Here is a 15,849-nt window from a genome sequence, read left to right as displayed (position 1 = left end):
GCTCGCTGGGCTTTTGCCTGCCGTCCGAGGCAGACTTCGGACACACGCGAAGGAGGGATCGTGCATGGGGGCCAGGCCAAGCCCGACGGAGCGCCAGCGCCGACTCGGGGTGGAAGTTCGCCGGATGCGCATGTCGGCCGGGATTTCCGCCGAGCGGGCTGCCGCGCTCCTCGACTGCGATCGATCCCGCATCTCACAGTTCGAATCAGGCTTCCGCAGCGTCAACGAGGAGCGATTGCACAGCCTGGCCCTTAACGCCGGCTGCACAGACGAGGCCTACATCGACGCGCTCGTGGCGATGGGCCAGCCGAACCCGCGGGGCTGGTGGGATCGCTACCGGGGCTCGCTCTCGCCCGCGACGCTCGACATCGCCGAGCTGGAGGCTCACGCGACTCGCATGCGCTGCAGCCACTCGGTGCACATTCCAGGCTTGCTACAGACCAGCGATCACGCGCTCGCCCTCTTCCGATTCGTGGTGCCCACACTCCCAGAGCACGAGGTCGCCCTCCGTCTGGCGTACCGGCTGGAGCGTCAACAGGTGCTGGAGGGCGAGTCGGCCCCCGAGTACGTCGCGGTCGTACACGAGGCCGCGCTACGGATGCAGTTCGGCGGCCTCCACGTGGCGAGGGCCCAGCTGGAGCACCTCGTCCAGCGTTCCGAGCAGGGCAACATCATCCTCCGCGTCCTGCCGTTCAAGGCGGGCGGGTTCCCCGGCTCCGGGCAAACCGTCAACTACCTGGAGGGTCCAGTCCCACAGCTCGACACGGTGCAGGTCGACAGCACGCATGGCGCTGGCTTCCTGCATGCCGAGCCGCAACTATCCAAATACCGCGCCCAGTTGGACTGGATGGAACAACTCAGCCTGGCACCCGACGAGTCGCGGAGCTTCATCCACAATCTGGCACGCGAACTCTAAGGGAGACGGCCATGGCCGACATCGAATGGGAAGACGCCTTCTGCGGCGAGGCAGCGAGTTGCTACCGGATCGGGGTGGACGGGGGCGGCAACAGCTACATAGCCCTCTCCGGCCAGGAGGACACGTACCTCACGGACACCCGCGAGGCACTGCAACAGCTGATCCGGGACATCAAGGCCGGCAAGGCCGACCACCTGCTGACGAACTGACTCCGCCCCCGCGAAGCCGCGGGGGCGGAACGGTTCGGCTCTACTTGACGCTGCGCGGGAAGGTGATCTCCACGCGGCGATTCTTCTTGCGGCCTTCCTCGGTGCCGTTGTCAGCGATCGGGTAGTCCTCGCTGTAACCGCGCACGTCGAAGGTGACGCTGGGATTCGTCACGGTCTTCGCCAACTCGGCCTGGACCGCGTCGGCACGCTTCTTGGAGAGTTCCTTGCCGTGCTCGTAGCTGCCCTGGTCGTCGGTGAAGCCGAAGACCCGGACGGTGGTGGCCTTCTGGGAGTTGATCTCCTGGGCGATGGCCTGAATACGGGCGGCTGCCTGAGCGTTGAAGACGGCACTGTCCTCGGGGAACATCACCTCGGACTGGAGCGCCATCATGACGGTCTGGTTCGTCTCCTGGCGCCGTTCCTCGCCCCCGAGGTCTTCGACGACCTCCACCATGTCCAGCACCTTGGGCGCTGCGAGGACACCTCCTTGCGGGAGTTTCAGCCCTGGGGAGTCTGCCTTGACGGGCACCGGAGCCGAGGCCGAAGGCTCTGTCCCCGGGGGAACGGACGGCGTGACGTCGTCGGCATACGCGCTGGTCGCGCCAATGAAGTGGGCACCGGCGATGACGAGACCGGCGACGGCGATTGCAGCAGTGGTGCGGTGGCGTTTAGTCATGGAGTCACCCGGAGAGTTTGACGGTGGCCGCGGCGAAGCTCGGCAAGGCGAACGCGACCTCGGTCGTACTTGTCGGCGGCGCGGGGTACTGGGCGAAGAAGGGGACGCTTTCCCCGGCCCTGATAGGGGTGAGGCCGGTGGTGCACGCACACCTTCCCTCAGTGTCACGCAGCACGTAGTACCGCTTCTTGCCTGCCGTGTCGACCACCGTGGCCCCAGCGATCGACGCTGGGCTGGCGGTCTTCTCGTCGCCGCGCCAAGTAGCCATCTGCGAGAACGTTGAGGATCCCGTGTTCTTGATCAGGCCACTGACAGTTAGGTAACCGTCTTGGTTACGCACAGCGGAATTGATCTCCAAGATGACACCCGCCGGCCCTTGTGATGTTGCTATGACCTCAAGAGGAGCCGAACTCTTCGCCTCAGTGGGCGCGGGCTGCGAAGCGGCGCTCTCCTGGCTCTGAGGAGTGGAGGACTTCTGTGGTTCATTTGCCTCATCCCCTCCGCCGCACCCGGCCAACGCAAGGGCCAAGACCGCCGCAACCGCAACGGCCGCTCCCCCGCGGACCTTCACCTTCTGCCGAATGCTCATGTACTCCGCTTCCTTGTCCTTCGATTCGCTGTCAGTCGATCAGTCGCACATTGAAGAGCTGCCTCGCCAGCTTGGTCAATGACCCTGGCGTTGAAGGGTTCACCTTGATCACGCCACGACCCTTGCAATCGATGATGACCGGATCAGGTGACGCACTGGGCGACGGCGTCGGAACGGGGCTGGGCCCGGACTTCAGGGCGCACCGAGGCTCGATCACAGCAGTCGCTGCGGCTTGTCCCCTCTTGTTCTCCGTTCCATCGATGACCGTGTTCCCGATCGCGGCATCGGTCTCTGTGGTGACGGTGAACCTCAGGATTCCAGGGCTGCATTCCGCACTAGCACCGTTCAAGTCGGCGAACTGCAGCGCCTTCGCACAAGCCCCATCCGGGTCAAGCCGATCGCCGTCAAGGATGTCCCGCCAGTCGGCGGGTGTGAGGGTGACGAGATTCGTGCCCACGAGCAGGTTGTCCCTGGTCTCCTGGGCAGCCGCGAGCGCCGCCGCGTCGGCGGCGCCCTGCGCATCGCTGCGCGTGGCCCCCGCCATCCCGACGACGACAAAGGCCAACGCGGCGAAGAGCAGGCAGAACATCATCGCGGCGTAGAAGGGCAGAACCTGCCCCCGATCACGCGAACCCGCCACGGCTATCAGCTGGTGATGTCGGTCAAGACCTTTGAGATGGCGTTCGCGATGTTGGCTGCGAGGCCGCTCCCGACGATCGCCGCGATGATCGCCGCGATGATCACGATGATCCCGAGGTACTCGAAGGCCGTCTGCCCCTCGTCCCCACTCTGCCGTACGCGGTTCTTCCGCTCGACGATCGCCTTGAGCAGCTTGAGGTTCTGCATGGGAGTCCTCTCCAGAGCCGGCGCCGATATCGGTTCGCGGACGGTACGTCGACGCACCAGCAGTTGCAAAGGGTCCCGGGACCCAATTACGGACCCACTGCGCACTCCGTCTACCCATGGCCAGCCACCCCCGGACGGGCGGTTCCCAGCCAACGGGCTATCGCCTCGCTGCGCGTGGCGGTCTGGAGCTTCGCGAAGATCCGGTTGATGTGGTTCTTGACCGTCTTCTCGCTGATAAAGCAACTGGCTGCGATCTGCTGATTACTCATGCCGGAAGCGATGAGCCCCATGACCTCCTCCTCACGTGAACTAAGCCCGAACACAGCATGGTTGGGAAGACGCTCCGAAGACTGTCCCACAGTTCGTTGCGGATGCGAAGAGGTCCGGAGTTCCGCGAGCACCGCGCTCGCTGCCGTCGGGCTGAAGTGCGCCCGCCCCGCGCGGACGTCTCGGACGGCTGCGACGAGGTGATCCGGCGTGAATTCGCCGTGCACCAAGTAGCCGCCCGCACCCAGCAACAGCGTCTCCCGGACGATCTCCGACTCCTGGCTGTACGTCAGCATCAGCACTGGTGCGAGCTGCACGAGGTGGGGCAGAGCCGAGATGCCGTCCACACCGGGCATCCGGACGTCCAGCAGGATGACATCCGGGGTGTGGAGGCGTGTCAGGTGGAGGGCTTCCCGCCCGTCCGCCGCCTCCGCCGCCACCTGGATGTCCTCCGTGGTGCCCAAGAGGGCCGCCAGGCCAGCCCGTACGACCGGGTTGTCGTCGGCGATGAGCACCCGCAGCGGCGCCATCACGCACCCCTCCCCGCAGCGAGAGCCGACAGCGGAAGGGCCAGGCGGACCTGTGTCCCCGGCTGCCCGCCCGGGCGGGCTCCTACGTGGAGGCGGGCGCCGATCGCGGCCGCGCGTTCCGCCATGCCCAGCAGGCCGAAGCGGCCCGTACCGTGCAGCGTCGAGAGGTCCACAGCGCTCGGGAGGCCGCAGCCGTCGTCCTCGATCACCAGCACCAGCTCAGACGCGGCGACGGCCGCCTCGACCGTGATCCGCGCGGCTCCCGAGTGCCGCCGGGCGTTCTCCAGGGCCTCCCCCGCCACCGCCAGCAGGTGCCGGGCCACCGGGGCGGGCACGACCGGGAGAGTTCCGGTCACGCGCAGCTCGGCCGCTCCGGCGTCCATCCGGGCCTGGAGTTCCGAGGCCAGGGAGACCCCCGGCTCGTCCAGGTCCCGCCGCAGGTCGGCCAGTACGTCCCGGGACTCCGCCACCGCGCGGCGGGCCGCGCCCGACACCAGGGCGGCCTGGCGGCGGAGGGTCGCCGGGTCATTCGTACGGGTCAGGGAGTCGGCGGCCAGGGCGAGGCCGTGCAGGGTCTTCGCGACGGAGTCGTGCAACTCGCGGGACAAGTGGTCCCGTTCGGCCTGTACCGCCTCCGCCACCGCCTGGCGGGCGCGGGTTTCCAGCAGGGCCTGGCCGGCCGTCCCGAAGCGGAGGAGCAGGCTGCGCAGGGAGGCCCCGGCCGCGCCCGCCAGGACGCAGAGCACCGCCAGCGTCAGGGCCTCCGCGACCACCGCCACCACGGCCGCCTGGACCAGCGCGTAGACCGCCGCGCCGGGGCGACCGTAGACGATCCCGGCGAGCAGTGGAGTGCACACCGAGGCGAGGAGGAGCGGGGAGCCGGGGGTGGCCGTCAGGAACAGGAGTCCGCCGAAGAAGGCCCAGTCGACCGCCAGGGGCCAGCGGTGGCGCAGGAGCAGCGGTCCGAAGCGCTCCCAGTCGCGGAGCAGGACGTAGGAGAGGAGGAAGGTGAGCAGGACCGCGCCGCCGGCCAGGTGCGTCGGCGTTCCGGGCGCTGTGCGGCTCAGTACCACCGGCGTCCCGAGGGCGATCATCACGAGGCGGAAGGCGAAGACCTGGCGGCACAGCGCCTGCAAGGCGTTGGCCTGGAGGGCGATCGGCAGCTTCACCGCGGGGCGGGCGGAGGGACGATCGCGTGCGGCGGCGGCGTACGCCGTGGCGTCCAGCGAGGCGGTCATGGCTCAGCCGCCCCCGAACATGGCGCCGAAGTCGACGTCGGCTCCGTACACGAACCCGCCGATGAGGAGGATCATGGTGCCGGGGAGCATGAACATCGTGACGACGAAGGTGGCCTTCGGGACGGCCTTGGCGGCCCGGCGGCGGGCGTTCTGCGCGTCCGTGCGCCGCATGTCCTCGGCAATGGCGATGAGGGTGTCCACGATCGGGGAACCCAGTTCCTCGCCCTGCTGGAGGGCGGTGACGAACTGCGCCACCTGCTCGGAGTCGTTGCGCCGGCGCAGCTCGTCGAAGGCCTGGCGGCGGCTGACGCCCATGGTCATCTGTTGCAGCGTGATCCGGATCTCGTCGGACCACGGGCCCTCGTACTTGTCCGCGACCCGCTCCAGCGCGGGCCGGAAGCCGAGCCCGGCGCTGACGACCACGGCGAGGACGTCGAGGAAGTCCGGCAGGGTCCGGTCGATGTGGTCGCGGCGGATCCGGATCGCCGACCAGAGGCCGGCCTCGATCCAGAACAGGCCGAAAGCCACCATCAGCAGGGCCAGGATCAGTTGGCCGTTGATCAGCATGGCGAAGGCCCCGACGCCGCCGAGGAAGGCGTAGACCGCGCGGCGGGCGGCGTAGCGGTCGATGGTCAGGCCGGACGGGTTGCCCGCCGTGTCGATCTGGCGGCGTTTGCGCGCCACTCGGTCGGGGCCCATCAGGCGCAGTATCAGCGGCGCGTAGCGGATGCCGATGCGGTCGATGAGGGAGCCGACGGCCGTCGTGCGGGTGGCGCCGACCTCCAGGGCCAGCATCAGGTCGGACGGGAGCTTGGTGTCGGCGCGGTAGAGCCGGACGCCGTGGAACACGCCGAAGACCGACAGGCCCACGGCCAGGGCCAGGAGCAGCGCGATCATGCGGACCTCCTCATACGTCATACGTCGATCTTGGACAGGCGGCGGATGGCGAGGAAGCCGAGCGCGAAGAGGCCGAGGGCGACCAGCACGAGGGCCTGGCCGATGCCCGCTCCGGTCATCCGGTCCAGCGCGCCCGGCATCATCGCGTCGACGAGGAGCAGGGAGCCGATGCCCATCACCGGCACCAGGTAGGCCGTGGCCGTGACCTGGGACAGCTGGGTGCGGACCTCTCTACGGGTCTCCTTGCGCTGCTCCAGCGTCACCGTCAGGTTGCGCAGGCTGCCGACGATCGCGCCGCCCGCGCGGGCGGACAGGACGAGCGTGGAGACCAGGACGACCAACTCGCGGGAGGGCAGCCGTTCTTCGATCTCGCCCAGGGCCTCCTCGATGGAGTGGCCCACCGCGAGCCGGTCGGCGACCCGCGCCAGTTCCTCGCCGGCCGGTGCCTCCAGCTCCTCGGCCGCCATGCCGATGGCCGTACGCAGGGCCAGGCCGGCCTGCGTGGCGTTGGCGAGGATCCGGGCCAGGTCGGGGAGCTGGTTGATGAACCGCTCGGTGCGGCGCGACCGCTGCCAGTTGAGGAAGGCGTTGGCCCCCCACAGGGCGATCAGGCCGGCCACCGGCCCGAAGAAGGGGGCCAGGAAGGAGGCCGAGACCAGCCAGATCCCGGCGACCGTGGCCAGCATGTAGACGAAGTACTCGCCGACGGTGAGGTCCAGGCCGGTCACCGCGAGCTTGCGCTCGATGCCGCGCCCCAGCTGGGTCTTGCGCAGGCGCCGGTCCACGCCCGGGAAGCGGCGCTTACGGCCGAGGGGCGCGGGGAGGCCGGTCGCCGAGAGGCGCTCGATGAGCGCGGCGCGCTGGGCGCGGCCGGCGGCGTAGGCGTGGAGGCCCACGACCACCAGGACGCAGGCCAGCAGCGTGGCGCCGAGGGTGAGGAGGATCAGTGGGTTCACCCGATTTCCCCCAGGATGCCCTGGGCTTCAACCCGGGGAGGGGTGGGTCCCGCCGTCATGGACGCGGAGCGCGGGCATTCCCTTCGCATCTGTCGTGACCTGCACTTTCTGGCGTTGTCAGTGGGCTGGACCAGGTTGCCCTCATGACGGCATCTCAGGGGACGGAAGGGACCGGGCATGCCCGGTTCACCTACCGGCTTCGCCTGTCGTCGACCGCGGTCGCCAAGCTGTTGGGTGAGTGGGCGCGTTGCCGGTGGGTGTGGAACGAATGCTGCGCCCGGTCGAAGAAGGCCCGGGCCGAGGAGGAGAAGTGTGGTCCGGCCCGGCTGGACAGGATGCTGACCGATGCCCGCAACCGCAACGCCTGGTTGCGTGATGGCAGCAGCGTTCCGCAGCAGCAGTTGGTACGGGACTTCGGGAAGTCCCGGGCCAAAGCCTTGAAGGACATCAAGGCACGCCTGCCGATGCAGCAGCGGACCGGGATGCCCAAGTACAAGAAGAAGCACGCGGCCGACCCGACGCTCAACTACACACGGCGCGGCTTCCGGATCAAGGAGGGGCGTCTGCACCTCGCGGGTGGCATCAGCCTGAGGGTGGTGTGGTCCCGCAATCTCCCTGCGGACCCGTCGTCGGTGCGGGTCTACCGGGACAGCCTCGGGCACTGGTACGCCTCCTTCGTCGTCCCGGCCGAGGTGCAGCCGCTCCCGGAGACGGGTGCGGTGATCGGGATCGACTGGGGTGTGAAGGAGATCGCGACCACCACCAGCGACGCCCACGACCTTCCCCACGCCGGGCACGGCAAGAAAGCCGCCGCCGGGCTCGCCCGCTATCAGCGGATGATGGCCCGCCGGAAACCGGCGAAGGGCAAACCCGGATCGAGGGGCTACCGGGCCGTGAAGAAACTGACGGCCAAGCTCCACAAGAAGATCGCCCGACAACGCCAGGACACCGGCCGCAAGTGGGCCAAGACGGTCGTCCGCGACCACGACGCCCTCGCCGTGGAGGACTTCCGGCCGAAGTTCCTTGCCCAATCCACCATGGCGCGCAAAGCAGCCGATGCGGCGATCGGCGCGACCATGCGTGAACTGATCAGCATGGGCCGCAAGCACGGGCGCCCCGTGCACCTTGTACACCCCGCGCATACCACCATGGACTGCGCACAGTGCGGAGCGAGAACCAAGCACGCACTACCTCTTTCGGAACGTACCTACACCTGCACCGCGTGCGGAGCCGTGTCCCCCAGGGACAAGAACTCCGCGCGCGTGATGCTCGTCCGGGCTGGTCTCAACCCGGCTGGTGCTGATCGTGTAAGAGCTGACGGACCGCTGGTCCACAGCCAACGTGAGCCAGGAATCCCCGCCCTCTAGGCGGGGAGGACTCAAAGGGCGGTCCGGGTGATGCGGGCGGGGAGCGGGTCGGTGAGGGGGTCCGTGAGCGGGTCGGCCGTGACCGGCTCGACCCCGAAGGCCTGCGGGATCGGCTGGTTGTTCATGTAGAGGCGGTCGGCGAGCCAGCGGGGCAGCGGGTAGTACTCGAAGCGGCCGTGGACGCGGCCGTCGGGGCCCATGGGCATCGCCGCGAAGCGGCAGACCGTCGTGATGCGGAAGGGCTCGCGGCCGTGCGAGTCGAGGAGGGAGATCTCGGTGATGCGGCGCGTGCCGTCGCCGAAGCGGGTGAGCTGGACGATGACGTGGACGGCGCTGTTGATCTGGTCCTGGAGGGCCTCGAAGGGGATCTCCACCTCGGACATCGAGGCGAGGGTCTGCAGGCGCATCAGGGCGTCGACGGAACTGTTCGCGTGCACGGTGGCGAGCGAACCGTCGTGACCGGTGGACATCGCCTGGAGCATGTCGAGCGTCTCGCCGCCGCGGACCTCGCCGACGATGATGCGGTCGGGGCGCATGCGCAGGGAGTTGCGGACCAGGTCGCGGATGGTGATCTCGCCCTTGCCCTCCACGTTGGACGGGCGGGATTCGAGGCGGATGACGTGCGCCTGCTGGAGCTGGAGCTCGGCGGAGTCCTCGATGGTGATGATGCGCTCGCCCTCCGGGATCAGGCCGGAGAGGGCGTTGAGGAGGGTGGTCTTGCCGGTGCCGGTGGCGCCCGAGACGATCACGTTCAGCTTGGCCGCGACCAGGCCGGACAGCAGGAGGACCATCTGCTCGTCCAGGGAGCCGACGCCGATCATCTCGTGGAGGGTGAAGGCGCGGGGGAAGCGGCGGATCGTGAGGGTGGCGCCGGTCAGGGAGAGCGGCGGGATGATCACGTTGACGCGCTCGCCGCTGGGCAGGCGGGCGTCGACCATCGGATTCGCTTCGTCCACGCGGCGGTTGACCGTGGAGACGATGCGCTCGATGGTCTGCATCAGCTGCTCGTGCGAGGCGAAGCGGAGCGGGAGCTGCACCACGCGGCCCGCGCGCTCCACGAAGATCTGGTCGGGGCCGTTGACCATGATCTCGGAGATGGTCGGGTCTTCGAGGAGCGGTTCGAGCACGCCGAGGCCGAGGGCCTCGTCCACGACGCGGCGGATGAGCTGGGCGCGCTCGGCGGTGGAGAGGACCGGGCCCTCGCGGCTGATGATGTGGCCGAGTACGCGCTCCAGGCGCGCGCGGCGCTCGGCGGGCGCGAGCGCGGACATCTCGGCGAGGTCGATCTCCTCCAGCAGCTTCGCGCGGTACGAGGAGACCAGGCGGCCGTCCTCGCGCGGGTTGTGGCGGTCGTCGGGGGTGTTCACCCTGGAACGCAGGCTCATGGTCCGGTCACCTCGGATCGTCGTTGGGCATGACGGCGGTCCGGCGGACGGGGCGGGAGTCGATTCCGGGCACGACCGAGTTGATCGTGAGGGTCACCGTCATCGTGATCGAGTCCTCAGTGACGATCCGGCCGATGTCCGCTCCCGCCACGAGGCTCGGCCTGATCGCCTCCAGACCTGCCGCCACCCCCTCGCCCGGGTAGCGGGCCTCCACGCGCGCCGCCGTACGGGCGGCCGTCTCCGCCTGCTGCGTCACGTACGCGGTCCAGCCCAGCTGGATCCCGCCGAGCCCGACCAGGAGCAGGAAGGGCAGGAACCCGATGTACTCCAGGGCGACTTGGCCCCGGTCACGATCACCGTTGCGGATCTTGCGGATCCGGTTCATCTCAGTCCTCCTCCTTCTCGTGCAGGGAGCCGCCGTTGCCGGTGATGTCGACGCCGATGTCGAACCCCCTGAACAGGATGGGGAGGTTGACCTTGACCGTGGCCTTGTAGAGGTTCCCCGACGGGGTGCAGTTCACTTCGGGGTCCCTCCACCCGCCGGAGATGTGCTCCAGCCCGGCGGTCTCACACGCAGCGTCACCGTGCACCGCCCCCGCCCGGGCCGCCTCGTCCGCGGCGTTGCCCACCAGGGAGTACGCGTACCCGATGAGCACGCACTCCCACACCGCCACCACCACGAGCAGGATGAACGGGAGCATGCCGACGAACTCGATCGCCACCTGCCCCTGATCCCCGCGGCCCCGCCGCAGCCGGCCGCGCACCCGGTCCCGTCTCCGCCCGGACACCCCTCAGCCCTCCCGCCCGCGCCGCAGCCACGGTCCGAGGGCGCCCCGGTCGCCGCCGCGCAGGCGGGCCACCGGGCCGGAGCCCCGTACCGCCAGGGCCGCACCGGGATCCGCGGAGGCGGACCCGGAGGCGGCGGGCTCCGCGTCGGGGGCGGCCAGCAGGCCGAGCTCCCCCGCCACCGCCCACAGGGCCTGCTTCACCGTCGAGCGGTTGTCGAGGTCCTGCACCCGGCCCGCGTCGACGACGGCCTGGAGTTCCTTGAAGGCGGCCGGCACGGGGGTGCGTACCGCCCGGGTCTTGGTGATCTTCTCTATCAGGGCGGGCTGGATCTCGGTCTGCTTGGACCAGCGGTTGACCACCATGGTCGTCTCCTCCGCCTTCCTCACCTGGAGCCGTTCCCACATCCGGACCATCCGCTTGGCGGCCCGTACGGCGATCACGTCGGGGGTGGTGACCAGGACGGCCACGTCCGCCAGCTCCACCGCGGCCGCGTTGGCGCCGGTCACCTGGGTGCCGCAGTCGATGACCACCAGTTCGTAGCGGGCGCGCAGGGCGGCGATCACGTGCCGGGCGGCGCGGTCGTCGACCTCCTCGCCCCGTTCGCCGTCGGCCGGGGCCAGGAGCAGCGCGAGGCCGGTGCGGTCGTCGTAGACGGCGTCCGACAGGACGCGCGGGGAGATGTCCTGGATGCCGGCGAGGTCGGCGATGGAGCGGCGGAACTGCACGTCGAGGTACGAGCCGACGTCGCCGGCCTGGAGGTCCAGGTCGACCAGGGCGGTACGCCGGCCGGCCGCGACCGCGGCCAGTGCGAACTGCACGGCCGCGAAGGTGGCGCCCACCCCGCCCTTGGCCCCGGTGACCGTGACGACCTTGCCGCCGGGGCCGCTGGGCAGGTCCGGGCCGCGGCCCAGGTGGCGGCGTACGCCCACGGACCACTGGGCGGCGGCCTGGACGCGGGCGGCGAGCTCCTCGTAGGCCAGGGGCAGGCCGATCAGGCCGCGGGCGCCGGAGTCCATGGCGGCGGAGAAGAGCGCGGGGCTCGCGTCGGAGGTGAGCAGGACGACGCCGACGGCGGGGAAGCGCAGGGCCACCTCGCGGATGAGGTCCAGGGCGGGGAGCGGACCGATCCGCTCGTGTACGAGGACCACCTCGGGCAGCTCGTCGATCGACTCGCCCGCCAGCCGGGCGAGCATGTCGAGGAGGAAGGTGGAGTCGGGGACGGGGGCTCCCGGCTCGGCGCCTGGGAGCTGGCTGAGCAGGGTGGCGATGATGCGGGCGGATTCCGGGTCGCCGACCGCGGGGAGGATGCGAGTGGTCATCGGCGCCTCACTTGTCCCCTTCGAGGGTGTAGAAGCGGTCGCCCGGGTTGGGCGCCGAGTCGGTGCCGGGTGCCACCAGGGCCAGGCGTACGTGCACGGCGAAGGACTCGGCGTAGGCGACGCGCTGGCTGTCCTTGGCGGACAGGGCGAAGGTGATCGGGACCGCCTCGGCGGCGCCCTTGCGCTCGCTGTCCTTGGGGTCGAGGGGGGTGAGCTTGCCGACGTTGATGACGCGGGCGTTGGCCACCATGACCACCGACTGGTCGGGGCCGTCCGTCTTCTTGCTCTTGAAGGTGCCGATGATGTTGACCTTGGCACCGGGAGTGATCTTGCCCGCCACGCCTGTCGAGGCATCGATCATGATGGCCATCTCCTGCTCCCCGGCCTGGAGCTTCGGCTTGTCGACGAACATGTCGCTCTGGAGCAGCGAGCCCTTCTTCAGGCCGGTGAGCGCCAGCTTGTCCTTGAGCGCCGCCAGGTCGGTGACAGCGGTCTCGGACAGCCACCGCTTCGGGACCGTGACCTGCTCGAACTGGCCGGACGTCAGGGGGGTGTACGGGGCTATGTCGCCCTTCACCCGGTAGGCGGCCACCTCGTTGCCGACCTTGGAGTTGACGTCGCCCATCACCACGAGGACTCCGCCGAAGGCGGCGAGGGCGCACAGGACCGACAGGATCAGCAGGATGACGCCGCGGCGCTGGCGTGAGTTCATGGCCGTCTTACCTCGCCGTTCTTCATTTCGTTCGGGCCGGTCAGTGTCTGGATCTGGATCTGGGGCGGAGCTGGGCCGCGGAGGCCGATGCCGATCCGGCTGCCGTCGGCGGGGGCGGCTGCGGTGCGAGGAGCGGGGCGGCGCAGAAGCCGCAGCGGTCGCCGATGAGCTCGAAGCCGCACCAGCGGCATTCCTCGCGGCGGACCGAGGCGACGAGCTGGTAGAGCACCGAGGGGTCCGGGATGGCGGCCGCGAACTCCACCAGCTTCGGCGTGGCCCACCAGGCGGGCGAGTCGGTGGGCAGCCCGCTCTCCATGACGCCCTGGACCCGCCAGGCGGGGGCCAGGTCGGAGGCCACCCAGTCGGTGGTGAGCTGGCCGCGGGCGAAGGTGAGGTGCGTGGCGAACTCGGGGCCCGGGGGGAGCGTGGCGCCACCGCCGTGGGTGCCGCCGGAGCCGGAGCCCAGTTTGACCAGGTGCGGGGTCGGGTGGGCCAGTACGACGAACTGGGCGTTCGGGGACCAGGACTTCGCGTGCGCCTTGAGTCCGACCGGCACCCGGTCCAGCTTGGCGACCGAGCCGAGGACGGCGCCCGCGTAGATGTAGTGCGCGAGGAGCCGGGCGGCGGAGGCGAGGACTCCGGGGCTGAAGTCGCTGATGCTGAGCTGGCGCAACTGACGCGCCAGCAGGGCGGTTCCCAGGGGCGGGAGGTCGACGTCGACCAGCGCGATCCGGTCGGTTTCCAGGATGGCCCGGACGGTGTGCAGGCGGCGGACGGCGGAGGCGCGCAGCCAGGACGGTACGAGGACCACCAGGTGGCCGTGGCGCTCCAGCAGGCCGGCCGTCTGGGCGAGCGCGCCCTCGAGGTCGAGCTCCTCGGGCGGCGGCAGCACGGCGGCGGCCGGGGTGTGCCGGTCCGGGGCCGGCAGCACCAGATCGGCGCTGGTGACAGCAATGGCGATCGGCACGCGCATCCCCCCGTTCACCCCGTCGTCCACGGGCGTTCCCCTGACCGTGGTGCGTGCGCGCATGCTGCGCGACCGCAAACGATCAACACCCTTCCCCTTGCCCGAGCACCATATCCGCGTCCTTCCTGACAGGGCAGGGGCTTGCGAATTCCCGTGCCACCGGCACGTGTCACGGAGGACGGGAAAATCCGGACAACAAGGATCGGAAGACGACGGCCGGGTCGATCAGTTCAAGCCATATTGCAAACACTCTTGACATGGACATTGGACTAGACCAACTTGGCCCTGGGGCACCCCACTTGCCCCAGAACCGGTCCAAGAACGTGCACCAGCCATGCCTATGACGCGTCCTCACCTCCCCACTCCCCCCACGGAGCCCACGTGAACCGCATACGCTCCCTCGCCATCCCGCTCGCCGTGACCCTCGCCGCCGCCGGGCTCACCGCGCTGGCCACCGGCACCGCCCAGGCCGCCGACGTCAACGTCGTCCGCAACGGCGGCTTCGAGTCCGGCCTCGCCAACTGGACCTGTAGCTCGGGCAGCGGCGCCGTCGTCTCCTCCCCCGTCTTCGCGGGGGCCGGCGCCCTCAAGGCCACCCCGGCGGGCCAGGACAACGCCCGGTGCAGCCAGGTCGTCACCGTCAAGCCGGGTTCCACGTACACGCTGAGCCAGCAGGTCAACGGCTCGTACGTGTACCTCGGCGCGACCGGGACCGGCACCCAGGACGTCTCCACCTGGACCCCCGGCACCGGCGGCGGCTTCCAGAAGCTGTCCACCACCTTCACCACCGGCCCGAGCACCACCCAGGTCACCGTCTACACCCACGGCTGGTACGGCCAGCCGGGCTTCGTCGTCGACGAGTTCAGCGTCTTCGGCCCCGACGGCGGAGGCGGCACCGACCCCTCGCCGACCATCCCCGGCGCCCCGGCCGGGAGCGCCGTTTCCGGCCAGAGCTCCAGCGGGCTCACCCTTTCGTGGAACACCGTCACCGGAGCCACCGGGTATTACGTGTATCAGGACGGCGTCCGCGTCCAGACCGTGACCTCGGGCACCTCCGCGCAGATCACCGGGCTCGCCGCGTCGACCACGTACTCCTTCCAGGTGAGCGCGTACAACGCGGCCGGCGAGGGCACGAAGGGCGCGGCCGTGCCCGGCACCACCACCAGCGGCGGGGGCGGCAACCCGAACCCGGCGGTGCCCAAGCACGCGCTGACGGGCTACTGGCAGAACTTCAACAACGGCGCGACCGTCCAGAAGATCTCCGACGTCTCGGCGCAGTACGACATCATCGCCGTCTCCTTCGCCGATGCCACGGCCACGCCCGGCGGCATCACCTTCAACCTCGACTCGGCCGGCCTCGGCGGCTACACGGTCCCCCAGTTCAAGGCGGACATCGCCGCGAAGAAGGCGGCCGGCAAGTCCGTCATCCTCTCCATCGGCGGCGAGAAGGGCACCATCTCGGTCAACGACTCGGCGTCCGCGACCAACCTCGCGAACTCCGCGTACGCGCTGATGCAGGAGTACGGCTTCACCGGGATCGACATCGACCTCGAGAACGGCCTGAACCCGACCTACATGACGCAGGCGCTGCGCGCGCTGGCGGCGAAGGCCGGGCCCTCGCTCGTCCTCACCATGGCCCCGCAGACCATCGACATGCAGTCGACGCAGGGCGGCTACTTCAAGACGGCGCTCGCGGTGAAGGACATCCTGACCGTCGTGAACATGCAGTACTACAACAGCGGCTCAATGAACGGCTGCGACGGCAACGTGTACCACCAGGGCTCGGTGGACTTCCTCACCGCGCTGGCCTGCATCCAGTTGGAGGGCGGGCTCGACCCCTCGCAGGTGGGCATCGGGGTCCCGGCCTCCCCCAGCGGCGCGGGCAGCGGCTACGTCTCGCCGACCATCGTGAACAACGCGCTGGACTGCCTGACCCGCGGCACGAGCTGCGGGAACTTCAAGCCGTCGAAGACCTACCCGGGGCTGCGCGGCGCGATGACCTGGTCGACCAACTGGGACGCCAAAGCGGGTAGCGCTTGGTCCAACGCGGTGGGTCCGAAGGTCCACGGCCTGCCGTAACCGGTAGGTGTGTGGGGATGGCCGATTGGCCGGTTTCGGGTTCTTGACCCGGACATGCCACGAGAGCACGCTGTGCGCGTCCGCACGGCTACCCCCACACTCCCACC

At 69.7% G+C, this 15,849-nt stretch carries 18 protein-coding genes; 4 read left to right on the top strand and 14 right to left on the bottom strand.

The window, feature by feature from the left end; genetic code table 11:
* The first annotated feature begins 64 nt into the window (after positions 1-64).
* Together ACODT5_RS43590 and ACODT5_RS43585 are read left to right on the top strand one after the other, a co-directional pair.
* Entirely contained in the window at positions 65-916 is an 852-nt protein-coding gene (locus tag ACODT5_RS43590; protein WP_422524443.1) for a helix-turn-helix domain-containing protein, read from the top strand.
* A gap of 11 nt (positions 917-927) precedes the next feature.
* Positions 928-1,125, top strand: coding sequence for a hypothetical protein (locus tag ACODT5_RS43585; protein WP_422524442.1), 198 nt, complete (start codon positions 928-930; stop codon positions 1,123-1,125).
* A 40-nt stretch (positions 1,126-1,165) separates the two neighbouring features.
* Here ACODT5_RS43585 and ACODT5_RS43580 read toward each other — a convergent pair whose 3' ends face one another.
* The 8 genes from ACODT5_RS43580 to ACODT5_RS43545 all read right to left on the bottom strand — a co-directional run bounded on the left by ACODT5_RS43580 (position 1,166) and on the right by ACODT5_RS43545 (position 7,124).
* Positions 1,166-1,801 carry an OmpA family protein gene (locus ACODT5_RS43580; protein ID WP_422524441.1) on the bottom strand — a complete coding sequence of 212 codons (636 nt, stop codon included), beginning with the start codon at positions 1,799-1,801 and terminating at the stop codon, positions 1,166-1,168.
* A 4-nt stretch (positions 1,802-1,805) separates the two neighbouring features.
* Positions 1,806-2,390, bottom strand: a complete 585-nt coding sequence (locus ACODT5_RS43575) for a hypothetical protein (protein ID WP_422524440.1) — start codon at positions 2,388-2,390, stop codon at positions 1,806-1,808.
* A gap of 31 nt (positions 2,391-2,421) precedes the next feature.
* Positions 2,422-3,030 carry a pilus assembly protein TadG-related protein gene (locus ACODT5_RS43570; protein ID WP_422524439.1) on the bottom strand — a complete coding sequence of 203 codons (609 nt, stop codon included), beginning with the start codon at positions 3,028-3,030 and terminating at the stop codon, positions 2,422-2,424.
* Positions 3,031-3,035: 5 nt separating this feature from the next.
* Entirely contained in the window at positions 3,036-3,236 is a 201-nt protein-coding gene (locus ACODT5_RS43565; RefSeq protein ID WP_422524438.1) for a Flp family type IVb pilin, read from the bottom strand.
* Positions 3,237-3,346: 110 nt separating this feature from the next.
* Positions 3,347-4,033 (bottom strand): response regulator, encoded by a 687-nt coding sequence (locus tag ACODT5_RS43560; protein WP_422525221.1) that lies wholly within the window; start codon positions 4,031-4,033, stop codon positions 3,347-3,349.
* Positions 4,033-5,271, bottom strand: coding sequence for a sensor histidine kinase (locus ACODT5_RS43555; protein ID WP_422524437.1), 1,239 nt, complete (start codon positions 5,269-5,271; stop codon positions 4,033-4,035). The genes ACODT5_RS43560 and ACODT5_RS43555 overlap by 1 nt, the downstream gene beginning before the upstream one ends.
* Before the next feature lie 3 nt (positions 5,272-5,274).
* Positions 5,275-6,165 (bottom strand): DUF5936 domain-containing protein, encoded by an 891-nt coding sequence (locus ACODT5_RS43550; protein WP_422525220.1) that lies wholly within the window; start codon positions 6,163-6,165, stop codon positions 5,275-5,277.
* Between the two features lie 20 nt (positions 6,166-6,185).
* The gene (locus tag ACODT5_RS43545) at positions 6,186-7,124 is read right to left on the bottom strand and encodes a type II secretion system F family protein (RefSeq protein WP_422524436.1); all 939 of its coding nucleotides are present in this window, start codon (positions 7,122-7,124) and stop codon (positions 6,186-6,188) included.
* Between the two features lie 143 nt (positions 7,125-7,267).
* On the opposite strand from ACODT5_RS43545, the gene ACODT5_RS43540 reads away from it, so the two are divergent.
* A complete protein-coding gene (locus ACODT5_RS43540) occupies positions 7,268-8,491 on the top strand; it encodes an RNA-guided endonuclease InsQ/TnpB family protein (protein ID WP_422524435.1) in 1,224 nt (407 codons plus the stop codon).
* Between the two features lie 11 nt (positions 8,492-8,502).
* Here the strand turns inward: ACODT5_RS43540 and ACODT5_RS43535 are convergent, their stop codons facing one another.
* The 6 genes from ACODT5_RS43535 to ACODT5_RS43510 all read right to left on the bottom strand — a co-directional run bounded on the left by ACODT5_RS43535 (position 8,503) and on the right by ACODT5_RS43510 (position 13,669).
* Positions 8,503-9,876 (bottom strand): TadA family conjugal transfer-associated ATPase, encoded by a 1,374-nt coding sequence (locus ACODT5_RS43535; RefSeq protein WP_422524434.1) that lies wholly within the window; start codon positions 9,874-9,876, stop codon positions 8,503-8,505.
* Positions 9,877-9,883: 7 nt separating this feature from the next.
* Positions 9,884-10,261 (bottom strand): TadE/TadG family type IV pilus assembly protein, encoded by a 378-nt coding sequence (locus ACODT5_RS43530; protein ID WP_422524433.1) that lies wholly within the window; start codon positions 10,259-10,261, stop codon positions 9,884-9,886.
* Position 10,262: 1 nt separating this feature from the next.
* On the bottom strand, positions 10,263-10,598 hold the full coding sequence (locus tag ACODT5_RS43525; RefSeq protein WP_422524432.1) for a TadE/TadG family type IV pilus assembly protein: 336 nt from the start codon (positions 10,596-10,598) through the stop codon (positions 10,263-10,265).
* 69 nt (positions 10,599-10,667) lie between these two features.
* Positions 10,668-11,984: a CpaE/TadZ family protein gene (locus tag ACODT5_RS43520; RefSeq protein ID WP_422524431.1), complete on the bottom strand. Its 1,317-nt coding sequence runs from the start codon at positions 11,982-11,984 to the stop codon at positions 10,668-10,670.
* A 7-nt stretch (positions 11,985-11,991) separates the two neighbouring features.
* Complete coding sequence (cpaB, locus tag ACODT5_RS43515; protein WP_422524430.1) at positions 11,992-12,696, bottom strand: Flp pilus assembly protein CpaB; 705 nt, start codon at positions 12,694-12,696, stop codon at positions 11,992-11,994.
* 40 nt (positions 12,697-12,736) lie between these two features.
* On the bottom strand, positions 12,737-13,669 hold the full coding sequence (locus ACODT5_RS43510; protein WP_422525219.1) for a hypothetical protein: 933 nt from the start codon (positions 13,667-13,669) through the stop codon (positions 12,737-12,739).
* A gap of 375 nt (positions 13,670-14,044) precedes the next feature.
* Here ACODT5_RS43510 and ACODT5_RS43505 point away from each other — a divergent pair, with 375 nt between their 5' ends.
* Complete coding sequence (locus ACODT5_RS43505) at positions 14,045-15,742, top strand: chitinase (protein WP_422524429.1); 1,698 nt, start codon at positions 14,045-14,047, stop codon at positions 15,740-15,742.
* Positions 15,743-15,849: the final 107 nt, after the last annotated feature.

This window comes from Streptomyces tatrensis (assembly GCF_049310065.1).
In the GTDB taxonomy this organism is placed as follows: Bacteria; Actinomycetota; Actinomycetes; order Streptomycetales; family Streptomycetaceae; genus Streptomyces.
This window is presented reverse-complemented; position numbering and strand designations above follow the sequence as displayed.

Bases quoted from the DNA above. Each gene is read 5' to 3' on its own strand.
- ACODT5_RS43580 (WP_422524441.1), bottom strand. From the start codon at position 1,801: ATGACTAAACGCCACCGCACCACTGCTGCAATCGCCGTCGCCGGTCTC.
- ACODT5_RS43540 (WP_422524435.1), top strand. From the start codon at position 7,268: ATGACGGCATCTCAGGGGACGGAAGGGACCGGGCATGCCCGGTTCACC.
- ACODT5_RS43510 (WP_422525219.1), bottom strand. From the start codon at position 13,669: ATGCGCGTGCCGATCGCCATTGCTGTCACCAGCGCCGATCTGGTGCTG.
- ACODT5_RS43565 (WP_422524438.1), bottom strand. From the start codon at position 3,236: ATGCAGAACCTCAAGCTGCTCAAGGCGATCGTCGAGCGGAAGAACCGC.
- ACODT5_RS43590 (WP_422524443.1), top strand. From the start codon at position 65: ATGGGGGCCAGGCCAAGCCCGACGGAGCGCCAGCGCCGACTCGGGGTG.
- ACODT5_RS43555 (WP_422524437.1), bottom strand. From the start codon at position 5,271: ATGACCGCCTCGCTGGACGCCACGGCGTACGCCGCCGCCGCACGCGAT.
- ACODT5_RS43535 (WP_422524434.1), bottom strand. From the start codon at position 9,876: ATGAGCCTGCGTTCCAGGGTGAACACCCCCGACGACCGCCACAACCCG.
- ACODT5_RS43585 (WP_422524442.1), top strand. From the start codon at position 928: ATGGCCGACATCGAATGGGAAGACGCCTTCTGCGGCGAGGCAGCGAGT.
- cpaB (WP_422524430.1), bottom strand. From the start codon at position 12,696: ATGAACTCACGCCAGCGCCGCGGCGTCATCCTGCTGATCCTGTCGGTC.
- ACODT5_RS43575 (WP_422524440.1), bottom strand. From the start codon at position 2,390: ATGAGCATTCGGCAGAAGGTGAAGGTCCGCGGGGGAGCGGCCGTTGCG.
- ACODT5_RS43520 (WP_422524431.1), bottom strand. From the start codon at position 11,984: ATGACCACTCGCATCCTCCCCGCGGTCGGCGACCCGGAATCCGCCCGC.
- ACODT5_RS43560 (WP_422525221.1), bottom strand. From the start codon at position 4,033: ATGGCGCCGCTGCGGGTGCTCATCGCCGACGACAACCCGGTCGTACGG.
- ACODT5_RS43530 (WP_422524433.1), bottom strand. From the start codon at position 10,261: ATGAACCGGATCCGCAAGATCCGCAACGGTGATCGTGACCGGGGCCAA.